Origin of the sequence: Yersinia frederiksenii ATCC 33641, assembly GCF_000754805.1 — a bacterium.
GTDB classification, from domain to species: domain Bacteria; phylum Pseudomonadota; class Gammaproteobacteria; order Enterobacterales; family Enterobacteriaceae; genus Yersinia; species Yersinia frederiksenii.
This window is the reverse complement of record NZ_KN150731.1, coordinates 1,261,434-1,279,600: the sequence shown is the minus strand read 5'-3', so window position 1 is coordinate 1,279,600 and position 18,167 is coordinate 1,261,434. Positions and strand designations below refer to the sequence as shown.

The window sequence follows — 18,167 nt, the reverse complement described above, 5'->3', positions numbered from 1 at the left end:
TTACTCCAGGAAGGTAATGGCGATCAGGGGATCCGTGGCACCATCGGGCATATCAATAGTGATGTCGATGCCCTCTAATGGGGTGGTTTCATGCGGGAAGAAATCTTCCGGCCCTTGGTAATACTCAAGATCCAACTCCACTTTAACTTCAGCAAAGTGCTGCTCACTGCTGGTGTCGATGCCCATGGTGGTGCGCACTTTGGCAAATTGCTGAATCTGTCGGGTTAGCTCATAGCTGTTAATCACCGCGCGTTGAATTTGCTCACACAAACGCTCCAGTGCAGATGCAGCTTCCGTGACCCGACTTTCCGCCTCACTGAGTTGGATATGCCCACTGATTCGCAAGGTTGTCATGGTCTTGAACTGTGGCGCATTACGGCCAATGGACTCTTTAACTTCCTCCGGTGTCTGTAACAAAATGGCTGGATAAGTGGTTACTGGCCATGCGTCAGTTGAATAGATCCGATCTTCAGCATCGGTTTTCCCGACTAGCGCTGCGGCTGCCAGTTGCCTGATTTGCGCTGCATTCATGATTTCACCCGATAAAAAATACCTATTCCGACATCAATACCTGCCATGATTATTCTCCTGATGAATAGTTGCCCCGTTAGGGGGATAAACGCGGTCGACCACTAAGGGCGAGTAATGGAATAGAACGAATACCTCAAGGGTGGAGGGTATTACGCCAATGAATGACTTCATCTAACCGCCCTTTGCAGATGAGTAACTCCCGTTTGAGGTTCAGGGCATATAAGGCGCTGTCACCCCATGTTGATCCGGTAAACTGTGGAATTTCACATTCAGTCATCGCCGACTCTGGCGGCAATAACTGCGGGGAATTGACTAACAGAGCACGCGGTTCATTCGCGCAAGATACTAATGCCAGACTCAGGCATGCGACTAACAGCACAGTTGTCAGTTGCTGCCGCAGCCGCAAAGCGCTTGAGGCGATCCTCTGTTTCATGTCGTAACGCCCTTTCGCTTTCTAACTGTCGGAGGGTAGCCGCTCGATTGGCTGCGTCGTTTAACTGGTAGGCATCAATGATGTTACCCAAGGTTTGATTCACCAGCAGTTCCGCCTGTAACTGGGCATGTTCTTGCTTTTGCCTGGTGCTAAGCCGGTAAGTATTGGCCGTAAGGCCAAGTAGCAAGAACAACAGCAACACCATGCTGATCATTCGCCTCTTCATTTATCCTCCGCGACTTTCTTTACAACCGGCGCTGGCATCATGCACAGCTCGCGTTCAATCTCGCGCCGATTAATCAAGCCTTGCCACCGTTTACCACCCGCCATAATCCAGCGCCGCAATTCGTCACACGCAGCTGCTATATCGCCACTATTCAATTTCTTTAATAAAGTTGAGTTGATAAATGCGGTCTGCCCGATGTTGTAGGTAAAGGAATAGAGTGCTGCGCGAGTGTAATCCCCTACCGGGACCTGTACGGCACGATCAACCCGTGCCTTTATAGGCAGTAAGTCCTGCTGTAGCAGTGCATCACACTCCTGATCGCTATATTGCTTATGGCGAATAATGTCGCTGCCAGTGTGACCATCACATACCGTCAGAACACCTGCGACATCATAATAAGCACGATATTCACGGCCCTCGACGCCGCCATGCCCACCAAGTAATGCACCAGCAATCGCAATAGCCCCTCCAGCAGCAGCGCCCAACACTTTGTTACGTAACGTGGGCGTCATATCAGCTCTCCATCTTGTGCAATGCGTCATTGCATACCGCAATGGCAGCCGGAATATTTTCTATTGTTTTATTACGTAAAAAATCTCGTAATATCTCAGTTCGACGCTGCTCCTCTTTAATTATTTCGGCCTTCTCATGTAAATTGACGTAATAAGTTTTAATCGTGAATATCACGCTAATCACTGTACCGAGAATAAAGATGTAATCCTGTAAGCTCAGAGCTGAAAATAGTGCCAGTGATCCTGTCCACCAATAGGGCAGTTGGCTTTGTTCATTCATTTATTACCTCCTACTCAGATACACTGGCGTGTATTGCCAACAGAAACAGGAAAGCCCCAACATTGTGGGGCTTTCCTGTTTTTAATCAGTATGTAACTAACCAGTAATATCAGACTAATACATTTTTTGCGGACCGCGTTAATGCTTTTTATTAAAATTTTAAATTTATTTATTAACTCTAAACGTTGGGATTATGAAAAGAAAAACCCCGTCTAAGCGGGGTCTTAAAATATTATTCTTGCGTAACAAACCAACCAGTAATATCAGACTAATACACTTTTTGCGGACCGCGTTAATGTTTTTTCATAAATATGTAAATTTTCAATTAATGGGTCCATTTCTAATTTTATATTCAACATAGCCAAGCAACCATCAACAAAGCCTTCGGCCATTTGCATATTAATTCTCACTAACTTTTCATCTCTTTTTTGCTGGCGTGCAATGGCTCGCTTTGATTGATTGAGGACATAATGACGAATAATCAATTCATATTCATCTGGTCGGTATTGTTTTAATCGGGCCACACAACCATCCACCACTAAGCCATCATCGTCGCAACATGATGCTTTACTTTTAGACGTATCAGGTAGGAGTCCTTTGAAACCCGCGGCAATCGATGAGTAATCCAACCCCGAGCTATATCTCGCCCATACCCCCCAGCGTGCTAATACTAATTGAATGTCTCTCATGCCGGGCATCTTCTGACTATGGCTTATGCCTTTTGGGCCGTTGATTGAACTCATATATAGCTACTCCACAAAAGGCGGGGCCACAGGATGACACCTCAACCTATCGATTGTTCAGCAACGGAAGCCCCGAAACACCTGGCTGCCGTCTTCTTGTGATAACCAGAGCAACTCACGGCACGAAGGCTGATGACACGACCAAGAGTACGTGTTGCAGGTGCGATTCCATGCGTTTCTCTTATATATTTTGATTGATTATTACCGCAAGTGATTTTATAGTCAATACCGCAGGTGATTGGATATTATTGCTAACGGTAATAAAATTGACTCATGAAAAAGAAGCCATTGACGCCAGAACAGTTAGACGACGCTAAGCGGCTGAAAGAGCTGTTTAATGCCAAGAAAAAAGCACTGGGTATATCCCAGGAGTCTGTTGCGCATGAATTAGGCGTCGGCCAAAGTGCGGTTAACCAATTCCTGAACGGTATAAATCCGCTCAATGTGACCAATGCCGCTGCTTTTGCCAAAGTGCTGAATGAACCCATCAGCAGCTTTAGTCCTTCATTGGCAAAGGAGTTGGCAAAGATGGCTGAAAGTTTGTCTATCTCTACCCGTAGCGGGCTAAATGATAAACCGGCCGGATCCGTCGCCAACAGTTATCCACTCATCAGTTGGATCAGTGCGGGCAACTGGTATGAAGCAATAGAGCCCTATACCTTGCGCGATATTGAAATTTGGCCGGAGTCGACCAAGAATGCGCATGACAATGCATTTTGGTTGAGTGTAAAAGGCGATTCAATGACCTCGCCGTCAGGTATCAGTTTTCCCGAAGGCATGATTATTCTCGTCGATCCGGAAAAAGAACCGATGCCAGGTAATTTTGTGGTCGCCAAACTCACTGATGATAACGAAGCCACATTCAAGAAATTAATTGTCGATGCCGGGGTTAAGTACTTGAAACCCTTGAATCCCGCCTACCGATTAATTGAACTCAATGGTAACTGCAAGATACTCGGCGTGGTGGTCGATGCGCGCTGGTTAGAGATAGATTAACCCAATACAGCTATCCTTATCGTTTTACGACTCCAGTAAAAAATCTAAATCATTTGTATAAACAATCAGTTAAGACATTAAACAAAAAATAACCGCCAGTGATTAGTCAATAAATCACTGGCGGTTATTTTAAATATAACTAAATCATCAAAAAAACAGCCTATTCGCCTGTTCCCCGCTAAAATAGCTAAAATATTATTGTCTCGCATCCAATATAACTGTATATTAACACAGTATTTTACATGGGAAAATCTTAGGAAAAAAGCGATGCGAGTTGAATTAATTTATGACAAACGAAATGTCGCCGGCCTGACAAATGCTAATGAACTGATTAAAGCAGAGTTGACCAAACGCGTGCATCAGGTCTTCCCTAATGCGGAAGTTAAGGTCAAGCCGATGCAAGCTAACGGCATAAATACCGATGCCAGCAAACAAGAAAAATCGGTACTTAATCGTTTAGTTGAAGAGATGTTTGACGAGGCCGACCAATGGTTAGTCAGTGAATTATGATTATCTTATAGGCTCAAATATTCAGCATCAATCTCAATACATAGCCACATTTCACCTGATTGATGCTTATTTTACACTTTAAATATCTCTATTTTTTTCAACTTTCTCGCTATTCAATCCAATAAAATCAAGATCAAAAAACAACCAAGTTTATGTTTTTATTGGATATCAATATCAACAAAATCGACCACTGCCGTCACTATTACATAAAAAATAATTAACAATGGTGCATATATTACACTTTGTTACCGTGACCCAGCTCAAGTTTTTCCACGCCAAGCCGTTACTTGAATCATGCATTCCCCTTTACTTAGGACGCTCTATGCTCGATTCCATTCGTTCACGTATCTTGGCTGCCTGTATCATTATCGTGGCGAGTTCGCTTGCCATTAATACTTACTTTAACTATTCCGTTGCTAACAAATACAACAACAGTGCCATTGATAATACTCTGACGGCGGTGACTGCCAGCCATGGTGTTGGGATTGCAGATTGGGTCACTTCTAAAACACAAATGATTGTGTCATTAAAAGACACCGCTCTGGCTGCTGACCCTACTGTCGCACTTCGTCAGGTTGCCGCCGCCGGTAATTTCATAAATGTTTATCTTGGTTATGCAAATAAGACCGCCATCTTCTCTAATCCGGATGGTATTCCCGCAGGTTACGACCCCACTGGGCGCCCATGGTATTTGCAGGCAGTGAAAGCAGGAAAACCAGTCGTTACACCACCTTACGTCGACGCGGGAACTAACCAGTTAGTGGTCACTTTTGCCTTGCCTATCATTGAAGATGGCACTGTTAAAGGGGTATTAGCTGCCGATGTCACCATGGACAGTGTGATTGCAAACGTTAAGTCTATACATCCAGCGGATGATAGCTTCGGTATGTTGATTGATGCCGATGGCACCATTATCGCCCACCAGGATGCACAATTAACCCTAAAACCACTGAGTGAGATTGCCCCAACGCTGGATCTGAAAGCACTTTTGTCCGCCACTCAGCCTATTACTGCCGACATCGGTGGCAGCAGTAAGTTGCTGCTGGCACAAGCGGTACCTGGCACCCAATGGTTTACCGTGGTGGCACTGGACAAAGCTCAGTCCACCGCCGGAATGCGCTCATTATTAATCACCTCGCTGGTGACGCTAATCGTGATTATTCTCATCGCGGCAATAATTATTGGTCTTATTACCCAGCGCGCTCTGACACCACTAACTCATGTGCATAAAGCTATGGATGCCATCAGTTCGGGTACCGAAGATTTAACACAGCGTTTGCCGGTAGAGGGCCGCGATGAAGTAGCAAAAATAGCGCTTTCATTCAATAACTTTGCTGACAAACTTAGTGCAGTAATGGCACAAATTCGTGATACCAGTGAGTCGGTTCGAATTGCAGCCAATGAAATTGCCGCCGGGAATCAGGACTTGTCGGGCCGGACAGAATCAGCGGCGGCCAGCTTGCAACAGACCTCCGCAGCATTAGAACAAATTTCGGCAACTGTGGCTCAATCGGCCAGTGCAGCAAGGCAAGCTAACACGGCAGTGCTCTCTGCTGCCAATGATGCCTCACGTGGTGGCGATGTTATCGCCAAAGTTATCACTACCATGGAATCAATTGAGGCAGCATCTGGCAAAATCGGGGATATCACCAGCGTGATTGATGGCATTGCCTTCCAGACCAATATTCTGGCACTGAATGCTGCGGTGGAAGCTGCCCGGGCAGGTGAACAAGGTCGTGGTTTTGCCGTAGTTGCAGGTGAAGTTCGCACACTGGCACAACGTAGTGCACAGGCCGCGAAAGAGATAAAAACATTAATTGAATCAACCGTCAGCAGTGTAGCATCAGGTTCTGGTCAGGTACGTCAAGCCAGTAACACCATGACCGAGATTGTCAGCAGCGTATCTGATGTCACCACTATAATGTCAGAAATCACCAATGCTGCGGATGAACAGATGCGTGGCATTCATGAGATCAATAGTGCGGTAGCTCAATTGGATACCATGGTGCAACAAAATGCGGCACTGGTGCAGGAATCAACGGCCGCCTCTGCTGCATTACAAGCCCAAGCCGCTGATTTGACCGGCGCCGTAAATCAATTCAGGATCTAACTCATCAAATTCAGTAAAAACTGATAGTGAGTTTCAGCGGATGGTCATTAAATCCGCTGAAACTCTCCTACCCTAACGCTATCCGCGCCCCAATCTTAATCGGGGCAAAATTATCTTGTGACACACCCGCTGCAGTTAACGCCTGCTCTAATTGTTGCGGTGGTTCATCCAGTGACTCATCTGCCAGTTCAAATACGCCCCAATGAATAGGAACGGTCATCGGCTGCTGTAATTGTTGAAACAATTGTACTGACTGTTGTGGGTCCATATGTTGTGCATTCATAAACCAACGTGGCGCATAAGCGCCAATCGGCAAGGCCGCATAGTTGAATGGCCCCAACCTTTCCCCAATGGTTAGCAGTTGCTGGCAATAGCCAGTATCCCCGGTAAAATAGAAGTTAATATTGCCGCGTTTGACCACCCAACCCGACCACAAACTTTGGTTACGATCCCACGGTGTGCGCATACTCCAATGACGCGCCGGGACACAATGAAACTCAAATTCAGCCGCCAGATGCTTATCCCACCAATCTAACTCATGAACATGATGGGCACCATGCTGCACAAACCAACTTTGCAGCCCCAGTGGGGCCAAAAAAATCACATCGGGGAAGCGACCTATCAATTGATTAATGGTCGTGACATCCAGATGGTCATAGTGATTATGAGAAATCACGACCACATCAATATGTGGCAATTCTTTAACACTGGCGGGAGCCGGGGTTCTGCGTACTGGCCCGTAAAAATTGAGGGGCGAAGCTCGGCAAGAAAGCACCGGATCAAACAAAACAGTTTTTCCACCGACACGCAATAATAATGAAGCATGGCCCAGCCACCATAAAGCATCCTGATGGCCACTGAAATCAGCCGCTTGCCACCAGTCAGTAACAAACTGCGCATAGCCCTGCTGTGGCGGTTTGGGTAACGACTGACGTTTACGCTCTTCGCGCCAACGTTTTAGATCCTGTGGATGGTGGATTACAGGTTCCAGATTCTGAAATCCAAACTCTGTGTGGTGTGGCTTACTGGCATCATAATAAGGGTTTTTCTTCGCCATTTTACATCCTTCACTGCTAGCCACTGGTGCAGCCAGAATACATTCATATGCTACGTCACAGCTCACGTATATCAAACATTGATATTTTCACAATGTAAGCAGCCAACTTTATACAAATAGGGATATTTCATGTCACTGATCGAAATCTTGCCACATTTGTCACGGTGATGATTGCCATAAAAATGCATTATCACTCATTAGCCGTTTTATGGATATTTTGTTTTTTACCGAATATTCCCTCCATCCATGAATTTGATTCACATCAATTTTTACTGTAATACGCGCCATTTCTGGCCACAAAACCCTTTTTCGTGATCAAACACTCATTTTTATGAACGCCATACCTTTATAAAGAAAACGCTTATCCATTATTAATGAAACATTGTTTTAATTTGAGGTGGCGGTAAAAATGAGTAAAGCTATTACAACAAGACATACGTTGGCGTATGGGAGTGCCAACTTACTAGGGAGCGGAGCACTGGCAATCAGCGGTGCTTGGTTGATGTATTTCTACACCACCTTTTGCGGACTTTCCGTCGTCGAAGCGGCCACTATCTTTTCAATCGCCAGTATTCTCGATGCTATTAGTAACCCGGTAATGGGTTATATCACAGATAACTTTTACAACACCCGATTGGGCCGCATATTTGGTCGCCGTCGCTTCTTTATTTTGCTAGGGATCCCACTGGTATTGGTCTATCCGATGCTGTGGATGAGCGGCTTTGGTTTCTGGTATTACCTACTGACCTACGCGCTGTTTGAACTGATTTACACCTCCATCATGGTGCCTTATGAAACACTGGCAACCGAGATGACCACCGATTTTGCCAAGCGCTCAAAACTGACCGGTTCTAAAGCTATCTTTGGCAAAGTCGCTAACTTTTTAGCCGCTTTCATTCCCGGCCAGTTTATTGCCATTTATGGTAAAGATTCGGCGACACCATTCCTCTATACCGGTATCGCCTATGGCCTGATTATGTGCTGCGCCATGATCTGGCTTTACAGTTCATCCTGGGAACGTCCGGCCAGCGAAGTAGTTAGAGAAACCACGAGCAGCTTAGGGCAGGCCTTAAAAAAACTGTGTGTGGATATGGCATCAACCTTCCATCTACGTATTTTCCGCAAACATTTAGGGATGTATCTGTTTGGCTTTGGTGCTGAATGGTTGTTTGCCTCCGCATTTACCTACTTTATTATTTTTGGTTTAGGCCAAGACGCTGCGCTGGTCTCCCAGCTCAATAGTTTCAGCTCAATCATGCAGTTGATTTCTACTGCCGTCTTTATTGGAATCTGCGTCAAAATGGGCTTTGCTCGCCCGTTCCGGATTGCGCTGCAAGTCGTGATTGTCAGTGTAATTGCTTATGCCGCACTCTATTTCACCGGTTGGTCTCAGAGCACAACAGTAATTGTGCTGTTCTGCATCACCGCTGTTTTCGGCTTGAGTACCGGTGGCATCTACTACATTCCATGGACGGTTTATACCTTCCTGGCAGATGTAGACGAAGTGTTGACCGGCCGTCGCCGTGAAGGTATTTATGCTGGCGCCATGACTTTTGCCGGTAAAATGGTACGTTCGATTATCGTCTTCGCCATGGGGTGGACATTAAGTCGCTTTGGCTTTGTCTCCGGTCAATCGAGTCAGCCGGAAGTGGCTGTGCAAGCCATTGTCGGTGTCTTCGCAATCGGGGTGGTCGCCCTGGCATTGGTGGCTATCTACTACACCACACAGATGAAACTGGATCGCAAGAATCACAAAATCCTGCTGGAAGAAATTGAGCGGATTAAAGGTGGCGGTGCCATGGCGGATATTCCGGCCCATGCCAGAGCTGTCGCGGAAGAACTCACCGGCTGGAAGTACGAACAGTGTTGGGGCAATAACCCACTAGGCATGAAAGAGTCACCTAGCATAGTACCTAAGCCAGTCACTGAAAGTTAATTGCTTTCTGATAGTCACCGCAAACCGCACCGACCCTACTTCGGTGCGGTTTTTTTAGCTCGGGGGATATCATTACAATCTTACTATTTTCTCTCTCTAGTTTTCCTTTTCTAACATGCTATGTTGTTTAACTCCCCTCGCGGCAACAAGATACTGGCTAGAATGATTGTAAGCGCCTGGCATGGTTGTGTCCCAGTCAGACACACAGCAGGACTCAGACGGCATTTGGCGCTCACAGGAGTTCAGCATGAGGTAAAGCAGAGAAAATACTGCTGATTGTCTTTCTGGGTTGACTCGTAATAAAACTATTGCTCCGGCAAGCTCTGCCCGCCAATGTAAATTATTCGTCTATCTGAAAATTTCAGCATGTTTTATACAAATATCCGATTACTATAAGTCCACGACCACTTATTTATTTTTTTGAATATGGATAAAAGATTGCTGAAACATTTCTCCTCCCCATTGCTGGCCTCTGCACTATTCGCGATCTCTTTGCACAGCTATGCTGATACTGAGCTTTTGACATCACAAGTTGTTGATCAATATGCCGAACATATCTTCTATAATAGTGGAGCTATGGGGATGGCATTAGTGGTTATCGATAACAACCAAGTGGTCAACCGTAGTTTTGGTGAAACCAAGCCTGGTAATAATCTTCGCCCACGGCCAGACTCATTGATTCGCATTGCTTCTATCACCAAGCTGATGACCAGCGAAGTGATGGTTAAGCTGGCTGAAGATGGCACGGTAAAATTGACCGACCCATTGCGAAAATATGCGCCAAGTGGAGCCAAAGTTCCGGCTTATAATAGTAAGCAGCCCATTACTCTGCTGAATCTGGCCAGCCATACCAGCGGCCTGCCGCGTGAACAACCGGGTGGCCCACAGAAAAGGCCGGTGTTTACCTGGCCAACTAAAGATAACCGCTGGCAGTGGCTTAAACAGGCGGCTGTCACTGTTCCCCCCGGTGTAAAAGCAGCTTATTCCAACTTGGCCTACGATTTACTGGCGGATGCACTCTCACGGGCCGCTGGAAAACCTTATACCAGCTTATTGCGCGATAAAATCACCGCCCCACTAGGAATGCGTAATACCACCCTGACCCCGACGGCTGAACAATGTAGCCGATTGATGATTGGCGTTGGCAGTAGCCGTTGTGAAAATACCACAGCCGCCGCCGGCAGTGGCGGGATTTACTCCACACCGGAAGATATGCAGCGCTGGATGCAACAATTCTTATCTTCAGATAACAGCGCGCGTAAGAATTCAGCCAAACGTGAACAAACTCTGTATTTCCAACGTCGCGATTTAGTTTCATTAAAAGGAATGGATGTAGCCGGTCAGGCGGATGCACTAGGTTTAGGCTGGGTTTACATGGCACCCAATGATGAACTACCGGGTATTATGCAAAAAACCGGTGGCGGTGGCGGGTTCATCACCTACATGGCCATGATCCCAGAAAAAAACATTGGCGTTTTCGTCGTCGTAACACGCACTCAATTGACTAAATTCACCAATATGAGTGATGGCGTTAACCAACTGGTTGCTCAATTAGCCAAGAACAGTTGATTCTAGCGGCGGCAGAGATAAAAACTGCCGCCATTTAGAGGGCGGCGAGTAACTCTGCCTGTTGGATAAGTGATTTAAAGCCCAAAGCAAAAGCCCGCTATCTTATTCAGATAGCGGGCTTTTAATTGGTGCCGGCACCAAGAGTCGAACTCGGGACCTACTGATTACAAGTCAGTTGCTCTACCAACTGAGCTATGCCGGCGTAATTTGGCGGAAGGATAGAGATTCGAACTCTAGGACCTGTTACAGTCGACGGTTTTCAAGACCGTTGCCTTAAACCACTCGGCCATCCTTCCAATGAGCGGCATTATCATCTATAGCGTGATGATATGTCTAGTGTTTGGTTCAGAAAAAATTGAAATTCGATTCGTTTGGTTAAACTTCATGCCGAAATTGGTCAAAAAAAACCAATCTGGTCAAAAACACAGCTAGTTTAAACTAGACTACTGCTCGGTTATCGCTACCGCAGGCATAAAAAAACGCGGCCAAGTGACCGCGTTTTATCAGAACCTACCCTGTTATCAGGATTAGAACTGGTAAACCAAACCTACTGCTACGATATCATCAGTGTTGATACCGGCGTTTTTGGTGAACTGGTTTTCATCCAACAGGTTGATTTTGTAATCAACATAGGTGGACATGTTTTTGTTGAAGAAGTAAGTGGCACCGACATCAACATATTTCAGCAGATCCTGGTCACCAACGCCGTTGCCAAGGTCTTTACCTTTAGATTGCAGGTAAGCTACTGATGGGCGCAGACCGAAATCAAACTGATACTGGGCTACTAACTCGATGTTTTGTGCTTTGTTAGCAAAACCGTAAGCCGCATCAGAACTGGTATTGCTGAAGTTACCAAAGCGAGTCAGGTTGTAAGTCTGGGCATAAGTTGCGGCCAGATAAACGTTGTTCGCGTCATATTTCAGACCACCGGTATAAGCATCAGCACGATCGCCATGACCAAAGGCCAGCTTATTTTGATCATCGGTACGTTTAGAGCTTGCCATCGCCGCAGAAGCGCTCACGCCCCAACCAAGGTCGTAGGATACGGACATACCGTAACCGTCACCATTCTGACCTTCTACATCACGGCCATTGTTGGTTTCAGTACCGTCACCATTTTTGCCTTGATATTGCAGAGCAAAGTTCAAGCCATCAACTAGGCCAAAGAAGTTGGTGTTGCGGTAAGTCGCTATACCATTACCACGTTGTGACAGGAAGTTATCCGCACCGTAGGTATCGCCACCGAATTCTGGCAGTACGTCAGTCCAGGAAGTAACGTCGTAGAGCACACCGTAGTTACGACCATAGTCAATAGAACCAAAATCAGTGAACTTCAAACCAGCGAAGCCAATACGGGTAAAGTTACCTTGGTCTTGATCTTCAGCTTTGTTTAAATTTGCCTGATATTCCCACTGGCCGTAACCGGTCAGTTGGTCGCTAATCTGAGTTTCGCCTTTCAGGCCAAAACGCATGTAAGACTGGTCGCCATCTTTGCTCTTATCATCAGAAAAATAATGCAAACCATCGACTTTGCCGTACAGATCCAGCTTATTGCCGTCTTTGTTGTAAATTTCAGCCGCACCTGCACTACCTGCAACTAATAAGGCTGGAACAAGCAGGGAAAGAACTCGAAGTTTCATCGTTATTATCCTCTAATTATTAGATCTAACTATGCCACTGCTCTTGCGAGCATATAATCCCAATGGGGTTATTCTATTGTGGTAATAAGATTAGGATTTATCTATACAGAAAATGCTACCAAGTCTCGGATAATGTTTCATACCTCCAAAAATCATTTCAAAATGTAAATTACTGCGAACTTTCACAAAAACTTAAAATACTAAAAAATATAGCACCTATAATCAAGAATGATTATTTTTTAAATAAATACAATTAGTTATAATAAAACCATCACCGCACAAATTGACAAGTAATATCTAAGAAACAGCAACTATAATAAATCCGCTATCATCATTATTTTACTATTACTTTCATTGTGGCCTTCGCGGCCAGATAATTCGTTAGCGTTACGGCCGGTCCTTTGACCGGCTTTTTTATTGCCTGAAATATATAGTGAAGTATATTTACAATGACGATATATTTTCAAAATGAAATGATTTGCAAGATATATAGTTTCATTATAATATTTTAGCACGAATAGCTTAAATATCTCGGGCTAATAATTAACCTAATCGATTAACTAGCAGCCACCTATTTATTAACATAGTTTAATATTTATCAGATAATAAAGGGTATTCAGCGTCAGTAGCAAAACGTCAATAGAGACAAATAATTAAGCAGAGTTATTAGCGCTCGCGCAATGCTTAATTCACTTTATTTAGCGGCTTTATTAGGTCGTTTAACACCGTTTTCTGGCCGGTTTTAATTTCTACACTCACCACCATTCCCGGTAATATGGCAATGACTTCCCAACTTTATTCGTCAAATCAGCCCGATGAGTGCGCACATAAATGTGATGATAGCTAGACGGCCAATTTCAATATGGCGGGTTGTGCCGCTCAATGTCTGACTGACTTTTTACTCAGCCCCATTAAGGTGATTATCTGCAGTAAAGTCATTTATTGCCAAGTATTATGATAATCCGGATAAATCCCTTCGACCCGCATTTCGCTTTGTGATAGAAACGTCTGTCTATATTTATGATTCATATCAATCGCAGATCTGATACCTCATGAGCACCAAAACACGCCAATCAACAGTGCAACCCGGTGTTGCACAGCAAATCTCGACTCGTCTGGCTTTTTTCATCGCTGGGCTGGGTATGGCCGCATGGGCGCCGTTGGTGCCTTTTGCCAAGGAACGTATTGATCTGAATGATGCATCGCTGGGCTTACTGCTATTATGTATTGGTGTCGGCTCGATGCTCGCCATGCCGTTGACTGGGGTACTCACTGCGAAGTGGGGCTGCAGGGCCGTGATTTTACTGGCAGGCGCGGTGCTCTGTCTCGACCTCCCCTTGTTAGTCTTAATGAACACCCCTGTCACCATGGCTCTGGCTTTGTTAGTCTTCGGTGCCGCCATGGGCATAATAGATGTTGCGATGAACATTCAGGCGGTCATTGTCGAGAAAGCCAGTGGTCGGGCAATGATGTCCGGGTTCCACGGATTATTCAGTGTTGGTGGCATTGCCGGCGCGGGTGGCGTGAGTGCTTTATTGTGGCTGGGCTTAAGCCCACTAACCGCCATTATTGCCACAGTGGTGTTAATGATTATCCTGCTACTAACCGCCAATAAAAACCTGTTGCAAGGCAGCGGCGAACCCCATGATGGCCCGCTATTCGTTTTACCGCGTGGCTGGGTGATGTTTATCGGCTTTTTATGTTTTGTCATGTTTCTGGCTGAAGGTTCCATGCTTGACTGGAGTGCTGTCTTCCTCACCACATTGCGGGGTATGGAACCCTCACAAGCCGGTGTAGGTTATGCGGTATTCGCCATCGCGATGACTCTGGGTCGCTTAAATGGTGATCGGATTGTCAACGGATTGGGCCGATACAAGGTATTATTAGGGGGGAGTTTGTGCGCCGCTATTGGGATAGTTACCGCGATAAGTGTTGATAATTCACTGGCTGCGATTATTGGCTTTATGCTGGTGGGATTGGGTGCATCGAACGTGGTCCCTATCTTATTCACTGCCGCTGGCAATCAAACCGTGATGCCAGCCAATTTGGCCGTCGCATCTATTACCACTATTGGCTATGCCGGGATTCTGGCTGGCCCTGCGGCAATTGGTTTTGTCGCCCAACTAAGTAGCTTATCGGTCGCTTTTGGCTGCGTGGCGCTGTTATTACTGACAGTGACTGCCAGCGCCAGAGCCGTCACACGCTAACCAAGGAATATGCATTATTTCTATGCAAAATAACTCGTCATCTACCAGTTCAGTTAATATCACCCGCGGCTTCTGGCTGTTTATTGTATTGCTGCTCATCACCATTGGGTTGTATGGCTACAACTATACCAATGCTTACCTGACCGAGAAAAAGCATGCATTAACCAATATTGCCACCGGTTTGCAACAACGTATTGATGACTATCGTTACCATACTTATCAGATTTATGACTTAGCCAATAGCCCCGATATCTCTGACAAGCCGATGATCGCCGCGCAGGAAATCCGTCTGCGCCCTGATATTTACTATCTTGAAAAAACGCGCAGAAAAACTGACGCGGTCATTTTTGGTAATCATGAGCCCGCGACACTGACCATGACATTGCAGTTGTCCAATTATCTCGACAGCCACTGGGGCTCGCAGAATGATACCTACTCAATGTATTATCTGAACGGTCAGGATAATAGCCTGTCGCTCATCACGACTCAGGCATTAAAAGAAGTCACTTCACGATTTAAAGAGAGTTATCTGACGGTTGCCGCAGAGTCCCGACGCGCGGAAATGCTGCAGCAGGCCAATACTTTAGATGAAAGAGAAAGTTTCTCGCCACTGCGAAAATTACGCTTTCAGAATGCCTACTATTTTACGCTCAGAACCACCTTTAATCATCCCGGTCATCTGGCGACAGTGATCGCCTTTGATTTGCCGATTAATGATTTAATTCCACCGAATATGGCGCGTTCAGGCTTCCTGCTTCAACCAGATAAAACCCCCATTAATGAAGGTCTGGCTCCAGAGGATATTACCGCGGCCAACGTCACACTCAATGGTTATTGGGTAGAGTTCTCCGCCCCGCTGACAAACGCCGCACTGAAAATTGTTTATCGCGTGCCTATTAATGTGCTGGCCATTGATTTGCTGAGGAACAACTTCTGGTTGATCCTGGCCAATATTCTGCTGCTGTCACTGGCGATGTTAGGGATCTATTTTATTCGCCGCCAATTCGTACACCCAAGTGCAGATATGGCCGACCAATTAGAAACACAAAGTTCATTGAGCCAAGAAATTATTACCAACCTGCCACAAGGATTACTGGTTTATAATTTCAGCAATAATGTCGTGGTCGCCAGCAATCAGATCGCAGACAACTTGATGCCCCACCTTAATTTGCAAAAGATTGCCCATATGGCCGAGCAGCACCATGGGGTGATTCAGGGCACCGTGAATAATGAAGTTTATGAAATTCGCATGTTTCGCAGCAAGATTTCCCCGGAAACCTATCTTTTCCTATTAAATGATCAGGATAAAGAAGTGTTGGTCAATAAAAGGCTGCAACAGGCAAGGCGTGAATATGATAAGAGCCTGCAAGCACGGAAACTGATGTTGCATAATTTGGGTATTGAGCTGAATCAGCCCGTGAACCACCTCAACCAGATAGCCAAAGAATTACAAAACATCACTGATATCCAGTTGCAGCATGAACTGACGGATAAATTGGTCAAACAATCTGAAGATATCATTGAGTTGATTGACAATATTACCCTGCTTACCCGCTTGGAAACACAAGACTGGCAACCGGAGCAGCGCAGTTTTTCCCTGTCAGCATTAATCGATGAACTGTTGCTGGAGATGCTACCGGCGATTAATCAGAAAGGGCTAACTCTGTTTAATCACTACCGTATCAATATTGATCAGAATTATATGGGTGATGAAAAAGTATTACGCAAGATACTTTCACTGCTGCTGCATTACTCAATTATTACGACGTCTTATGGCAAAGTTACACTAAATGTTGACCACGAACCGGGTCACCCTGAACAACTACTTATTCAGATAATCGATACCGGTGCAGGTATTTCTGATGAGGAGATCAGTAATCTTAATTATCCTTTCCTCAGCCAAACATTGGTCGATAGATACAATCACAGTTCGGGATTAACATTCTTTTTATGTAACCAATTATGTAAAAAATTAAACGGTCAATTAGAGATTCGCAGCAAAGTGGATATAGGCACTCGTTATACTATCCGAGTGACAATTGCTGTCCAAAATGAACAACAGGAGGAACAAGAGAAGTTATTGGACGGTGTCACTGCTTTATTAGATATAACGTCTGAAGAAGTGCGTTCCATCATCACAACATTATTGAATTCATTCGGTGCTAACTGCATTATCGTAGATGACCGTTTACCCGGTAGAGACTACGATGTAACGGTAACGGATAACCCGCAACACTATGATAAATTTACTTTATTACTTGCTCCGGACGAAGTGGGTTTACAGCAGTTGCAGGATAATTATATTCGGGTAAATTATAATTTAGGAAGTGCAGTCATTGATGCAATATTATTACTAATTGAACAGCGCATTTTATCGGATGAATCCTCTGAAACGTCTGAATCCATAGCTAATGATGATATAAGTGCATACGAGCAACAGCTAAAATCCAGTGACTATTATTCCTTATTTGTTGAGACAGTACCGGTAGATCTGAAGAAACTGTATACTGAACTTCAGCAACGTGATTTCATATCGCTTTCGCAGACCGCACATCGATTGAAAGGCGTATTTGCTATGTTGAATCTGCTTCTCGGCAAACAACTATGTGAAACATTAGAACAGCATATCGCAGATGGCGATCGGTTGAAGATCGAAAATAGCATCAGTCAAATTGATTCTTTCATCACCAGACTGTTGCAGCAAGGTAACCCATAACCATGAACAACCTTAATGTAATTATTGCTGATGACCATCCAATTGTGTTGTTTGGCATCCGAAAGTCGCTTGAGCAAATTGAATGGGTAAACGTTGTTGGCGAGTTTGAAGACTCCACAGCGCTTATTAACAGCTTGTCTAAACTTGATGCTAATGTGCTAATCACTGACCTCTCTATGCCAGGAGATAAGTACGGTGATGGCATCACGTTGATTAAATATATAAAACGGCACTACCCTGATTTAGCCATAATTGTACTAACAATGAATAATAACCCCGCTATTCTCAGTTCAGTTCTGGACTTGGATATTGACGGGATAGTATTAAAACAAGGCGCACCAGCTGATTTACCTAAGGCCTTGGCTGCATTACAAAAAGGGAAAAAGTTCACGCCGGAAAGTGTGGCTAAACTGCTAGAAAAAATCAGTGCGAATGGCTACGGCGATAAACGTTTATCCCCGAAAGAAAGTGAAGTTTTACGGTTATTTGCTGAAGGTTTTCTGGTCACGGAGATCGCCAGAAAGCTTAATCGCAGCATTAAAACCATCAGTAGCCAGAAGAAGTCGGCGATGCTGAAACTGGGCGTTGATAATGATATTGCGTTGTTAAACTATCTTTCGTCAGTCACTATCGGCCAAGATAAAGAATAATTCTCGTTCCTAAACCCGGTGTAAAGCAACTGTGCCGGGTTTATTTTTCTC

At 45.1% G+C, this 18,167-nt stretch carries 16 protein-coding genes, 2 tRNA genes and 1 pseudogene; 8 read left to right on the top strand and 11 right to left on the bottom strand.

Features of this window, described 5'->3' with window-relative positions:
- The 6 genes from DJ58_RS15965 to DJ58_RS15985 all read right to left on the bottom strand — a co-directional run bounded on the left by DJ58_RS15965 (position 1) and on the right by DJ58_RS15985 (position 2,671).
- The gene (locus DJ58_RS15965) at positions 1 to 531 is read right to left on the bottom strand and encodes a hypothetical protein (protein ID WP_004708664.1); all 531 of its coding nucleotides are present in this window, start codon (positions 529 to 531) and stop codon (positions 1 to 3) included.
- A 133-nt stretch (positions 532 to 664) separates the two neighbouring features.
- Positions 665 to 964: an Rz1-like lysis system protein LysC gene (lysC, locus tag DJ58_RS24100; RefSeq protein ID WP_186373089.1), complete on the bottom strand. Its 300-nt coding sequence runs from the start codon at positions 962 to 964 to the stop codon at positions 665 to 667.
- Entirely contained in the window at positions 861 to 1,190 is a 330-nt protein-coding gene (locus DJ58_RS15970) for a DUF2570 domain-containing protein (protein WP_032910938.1), read from the bottom strand. Before DJ58_RS15970 ends, lysC begins: the two co-directional genes overlap by 104 nt.
- The gene (locus DJ58_RS15975) at positions 1,187 to 1,702 is read right to left on the bottom strand and encodes a lysozyme (RefSeq protein WP_004708671.1); all 516 of its coding nucleotides are present in this window, start codon (positions 1,700 to 1,702) and stop codon (positions 1,187 to 1,189) included. Before DJ58_RS15975 ends, DJ58_RS15970 begins: the two co-directional genes overlap by 4 nt.
- 1 nt (position 1,703) lies before the next feature.
- Entirely contained in the window at positions 1,704 to 1,982 is a 279-nt protein-coding gene (locus DJ58_RS15980) for a hypothetical protein (RefSeq protein ID WP_004708672.1), read from the bottom strand.
- A gap of 263 nt (positions 1,983 to 2,245) precedes the next feature.
- On the bottom strand, positions 2,246 to 2,671 hold the full coding sequence (locus tag DJ58_RS15985; protein ID WP_261371440.1) for an antiterminator Q family protein: 426 nt from the start codon (positions 2,669 to 2,671) through the stop codon (positions 2,246 to 2,248).
- A 327-nt stretch (positions 2,672 to 2,998) separates the two neighbouring features.
- Here DJ58_RS15985 and DJ58_RS15990 point away from each other — a divergent pair, with 327 nt between their 5' ends.
- The 3 genes from DJ58_RS15990 (at position 2,999) to DJ58_RS16000 (ending at position 6,341) form a co-directional block, all read left to right on the top strand.
- Positions 2,999 to 3,721 (top strand): LexA family protein, encoded by a 723-nt coding sequence (locus DJ58_RS15990; RefSeq protein ID WP_004708676.1) that lies wholly within the window; start codon positions 2,999 to 3,001, stop codon positions 3,719 to 3,721.
- A gap of 267 nt (positions 3,722 to 3,988) precedes the next feature.
- Positions 3,989 to 4,231, top strand: coding sequence for a DinI-like family protein (locus tag DJ58_RS15995; RefSeq protein ID WP_004708679.1), 243 nt, complete (start codon positions 3,989 to 3,991; stop codon positions 4,229 to 4,231).
- 322 nt (positions 4,232 to 4,553) lie between these two features.
- Positions 4,554 to 6,341: a methyl-accepting chemotaxis protein gene (locus DJ58_RS16000; protein ID WP_032913205.1), complete on the top strand. Its 1,788-nt coding sequence runs from the start codon at positions 4,554 to 4,556 to the stop codon at positions 6,339 to 6,341.
- Between the two features lie 67 nt (positions 6,342 to 6,408).
- On the opposite strand, the gene DJ58_RS16005 is transcribed toward DJ58_RS16000, so the two are convergent.
- Positions 6,409 to 7,398 carry an MBL fold metallo-hydrolase gene (locus DJ58_RS16005; RefSeq protein ID WP_032910942.1) on the bottom strand — a complete coding sequence of 330 codons (990 nt, stop codon included), beginning with the start codon at positions 7,396 to 7,398 and terminating at the stop codon, positions 6,409 to 6,411.
- 409 nt (positions 7,399 to 7,807) lie between these two features.
- Between DJ58_RS16005 and DJ58_RS16010 the strand changes: the two genes are divergently transcribed.
- Together DJ58_RS16010 and ampH are read left to right on the top strand one after the other, a co-directional pair.
- Positions 7,808 to 9,334, top strand: a complete 1,527-nt coding sequence (locus DJ58_RS16010) for an MFS transporter (protein ID WP_032913203.1) — start codon at positions 7,808 to 7,810, stop codon at positions 9,332 to 9,334.
- A gap of 426 nt (positions 9,335 to 9,760) precedes the next feature.
- Positions 9,761 to 10,903, top strand: a complete 1,143-nt coding sequence (ampH, locus tag DJ58_RS16015; RefSeq protein ID WP_004708694.1) for a D-alanyl-D-alanine-carboxypeptidase/endopeptidase AmpH — start codon at positions 9,761 to 9,763, stop codon at positions 10,901 to 10,903.
- A gap of 126 nt (positions 10,904 to 11,029) precedes the next feature.
- On the opposite strand, the gene DJ58_RS16020 is transcribed toward ampH, so the two are convergent.
- The 4 genes and pseudogenes from DJ58_RS16020 to DJ58_RS23850 all read right to left on the bottom strand — a co-directional run.
- Positions 11,030 to 11,105: transfer RNA gene (locus tag DJ58_RS16020), tRNA-Thr, on the bottom strand.
- 6 nt (positions 11,106 to 11,111) lie between these two features.
- Positions 11,112 to 11,199 (bottom strand) — tRNA-Ser (locus DJ58_RS16025).
- A gap of 231 nt (positions 11,200 to 11,430) precedes the next feature.
- Entirely contained in the window at positions 11,431 to 12,543 is a 1,113-nt protein-coding gene (locus DJ58_RS16030) for a porin OmpC (RefSeq protein ID WP_004708697.1), read from the bottom strand.
- Between the two features lie 684 nt (positions 12,544 to 13,227).
- A pseudogene (locus tag DJ58_RS23850) lies at positions 13,228 to 13,385 on the bottom strand (secretion protein HlyD); the annotation flags it as partial.
- Positions 13,386 to 13,595: 210 nt separating this feature from the next.
- Between DJ58_RS23850 and DJ58_RS16035 the strand changes: the two are divergent.
- Genes DJ58_RS16035 through rcsB form a run of 3 tightly spaced genes read left to right on the top strand, consistent with a single transcriptional unit; the run spans position 13,596 to position 18,116 of the window.
- On the top strand, positions 13,596 to 14,750 hold the full coding sequence (locus tag DJ58_RS16035; protein ID WP_004708700.1) for an MFS transporter: 1,155 nt from the start codon (positions 13,596 to 13,598) through the stop codon (positions 14,748 to 14,750).
- Positions 14,751 to 14,772: 22 nt separating this feature from the next.
- Positions 14,773 to 17,466, top strand: a complete 2,694-nt coding sequence (gene rcsD / locus DJ58_RS16040; RefSeq protein ID WP_004708701.1) for a phosphotransferase RcsD — start codon at positions 14,773 to 14,775, stop codon at positions 17,464 to 17,466.
- A gap of 2 nt (positions 17,467 to 17,468) precedes the next feature.
- Positions 17,469 to 18,116 carry a response regulator transcription factor RcsB gene (rcsB, locus tag DJ58_RS16045; protein ID WP_004708702.1) on the top strand — a complete coding sequence of 216 codons (648 nt, stop codon included), beginning with the start codon at positions 17,469 to 17,471 and terminating at the stop codon, positions 18,114 to 18,116.
- Positions 18,117 to 18,167: the final 51 nt, after the last annotated feature.

Coding starts and splice junctions, on each gene's coding strand:
- DJ58_RS15965 (WP_004708664.1), bottom strand. CDS start 531: ATGAATGCAGCGCAAATCAGGCAACTGGCAGCCGCAGCGCTAGTCGGG.
- lysC (WP_186373089.1), bottom strand. CDS start 964: ATGAAACAGAGGATCGCCTCAAGCGCTTTGCGGCTGCGGCAGCAACTG.
- DJ58_RS15970 (WP_032910938.1), bottom strand. CDS start 1,190: ATGAAGAGGCGAATGATCAGCATGGTGTTGCTGTTGTTCTTGCTACTT.
- DJ58_RS15975 (WP_004708671.1), bottom strand. CDS start 1,702: ATGACGCCCACGTTACGTAACAAAGTGTTGGGCGCTGCTGCTGGAGGG.
- DJ58_RS15980 (WP_004708672.1), bottom strand. CDS start 1,982: ATGAATGAACAAAGCCAACTGCCCTATTGGTGGACAGGATCACTGGCA.
- DJ58_RS15985 (WP_261371440.1), bottom strand. CDS start 2,671: ATGAGAGACATTCAATTAGTATTAGCACGCTGGGGGGTATGGGCGAGA.
- DJ58_RS15990 (WP_004708676.1), top strand. CDS start 2,999: ATGAAAAAGAAGCCATTGACGCCAGAACAGTTAGACGACGCTAAGCGG.
- DJ58_RS15995 (WP_004708679.1), top strand. CDS start 3,989: ATGCGAGTTGAATTAATTTATGACAAACGAAATGTCGCCGGCCTGACA.
- DJ58_RS16000 (WP_032913205.1), top strand. CDS start 4,554: ATGCTCGATTCCATTCGTTCACGTATCTTGGCTGCCTGTATCATTATC.
- DJ58_RS16005 (WP_032910942.1), bottom strand. CDS start 7,398: ATGGCGAAGAAAAACCCTTATTATGATGCCAGTAAGCCACACCACACA.
- DJ58_RS16010 (WP_032913203.1), top strand. CDS start 7,808: ATGAGTAAAGCTATTACAACAAGACATACGTTGGCGTATGGGAGTGCC.
- ampH (WP_004708694.1), top strand. CDS start 9,761: ATGGATAAAAGATTGCTGAAACATTTCTCCTCCCCATTGCTGGCCTCT.
- DJ58_RS16030 (WP_004708697.1), bottom strand. CDS start 12,543: ATGAAACTTCGAGTTCTTTCCCTGCTTGTTCCAGCCTTATTAGTTGCA.
- DJ58_RS16035 (WP_004708700.1), top strand. CDS start 13,596: ATGAGCACCAAAACACGCCAATCAACAGTGCAACCCGGTGTTGCACAG.
- rcsD (WP_004708701.1), top strand. CDS start 14,773: ATGCAAAATAACTCGTCATCTACCAGTTCAGTTAATATCACCCGCGGC.
- rcsB (WP_004708702.1), top strand. CDS start 17,469: ATGAACAACCTTAATGTAATTATTGCTGATGACCATCCAATTGTGTTG.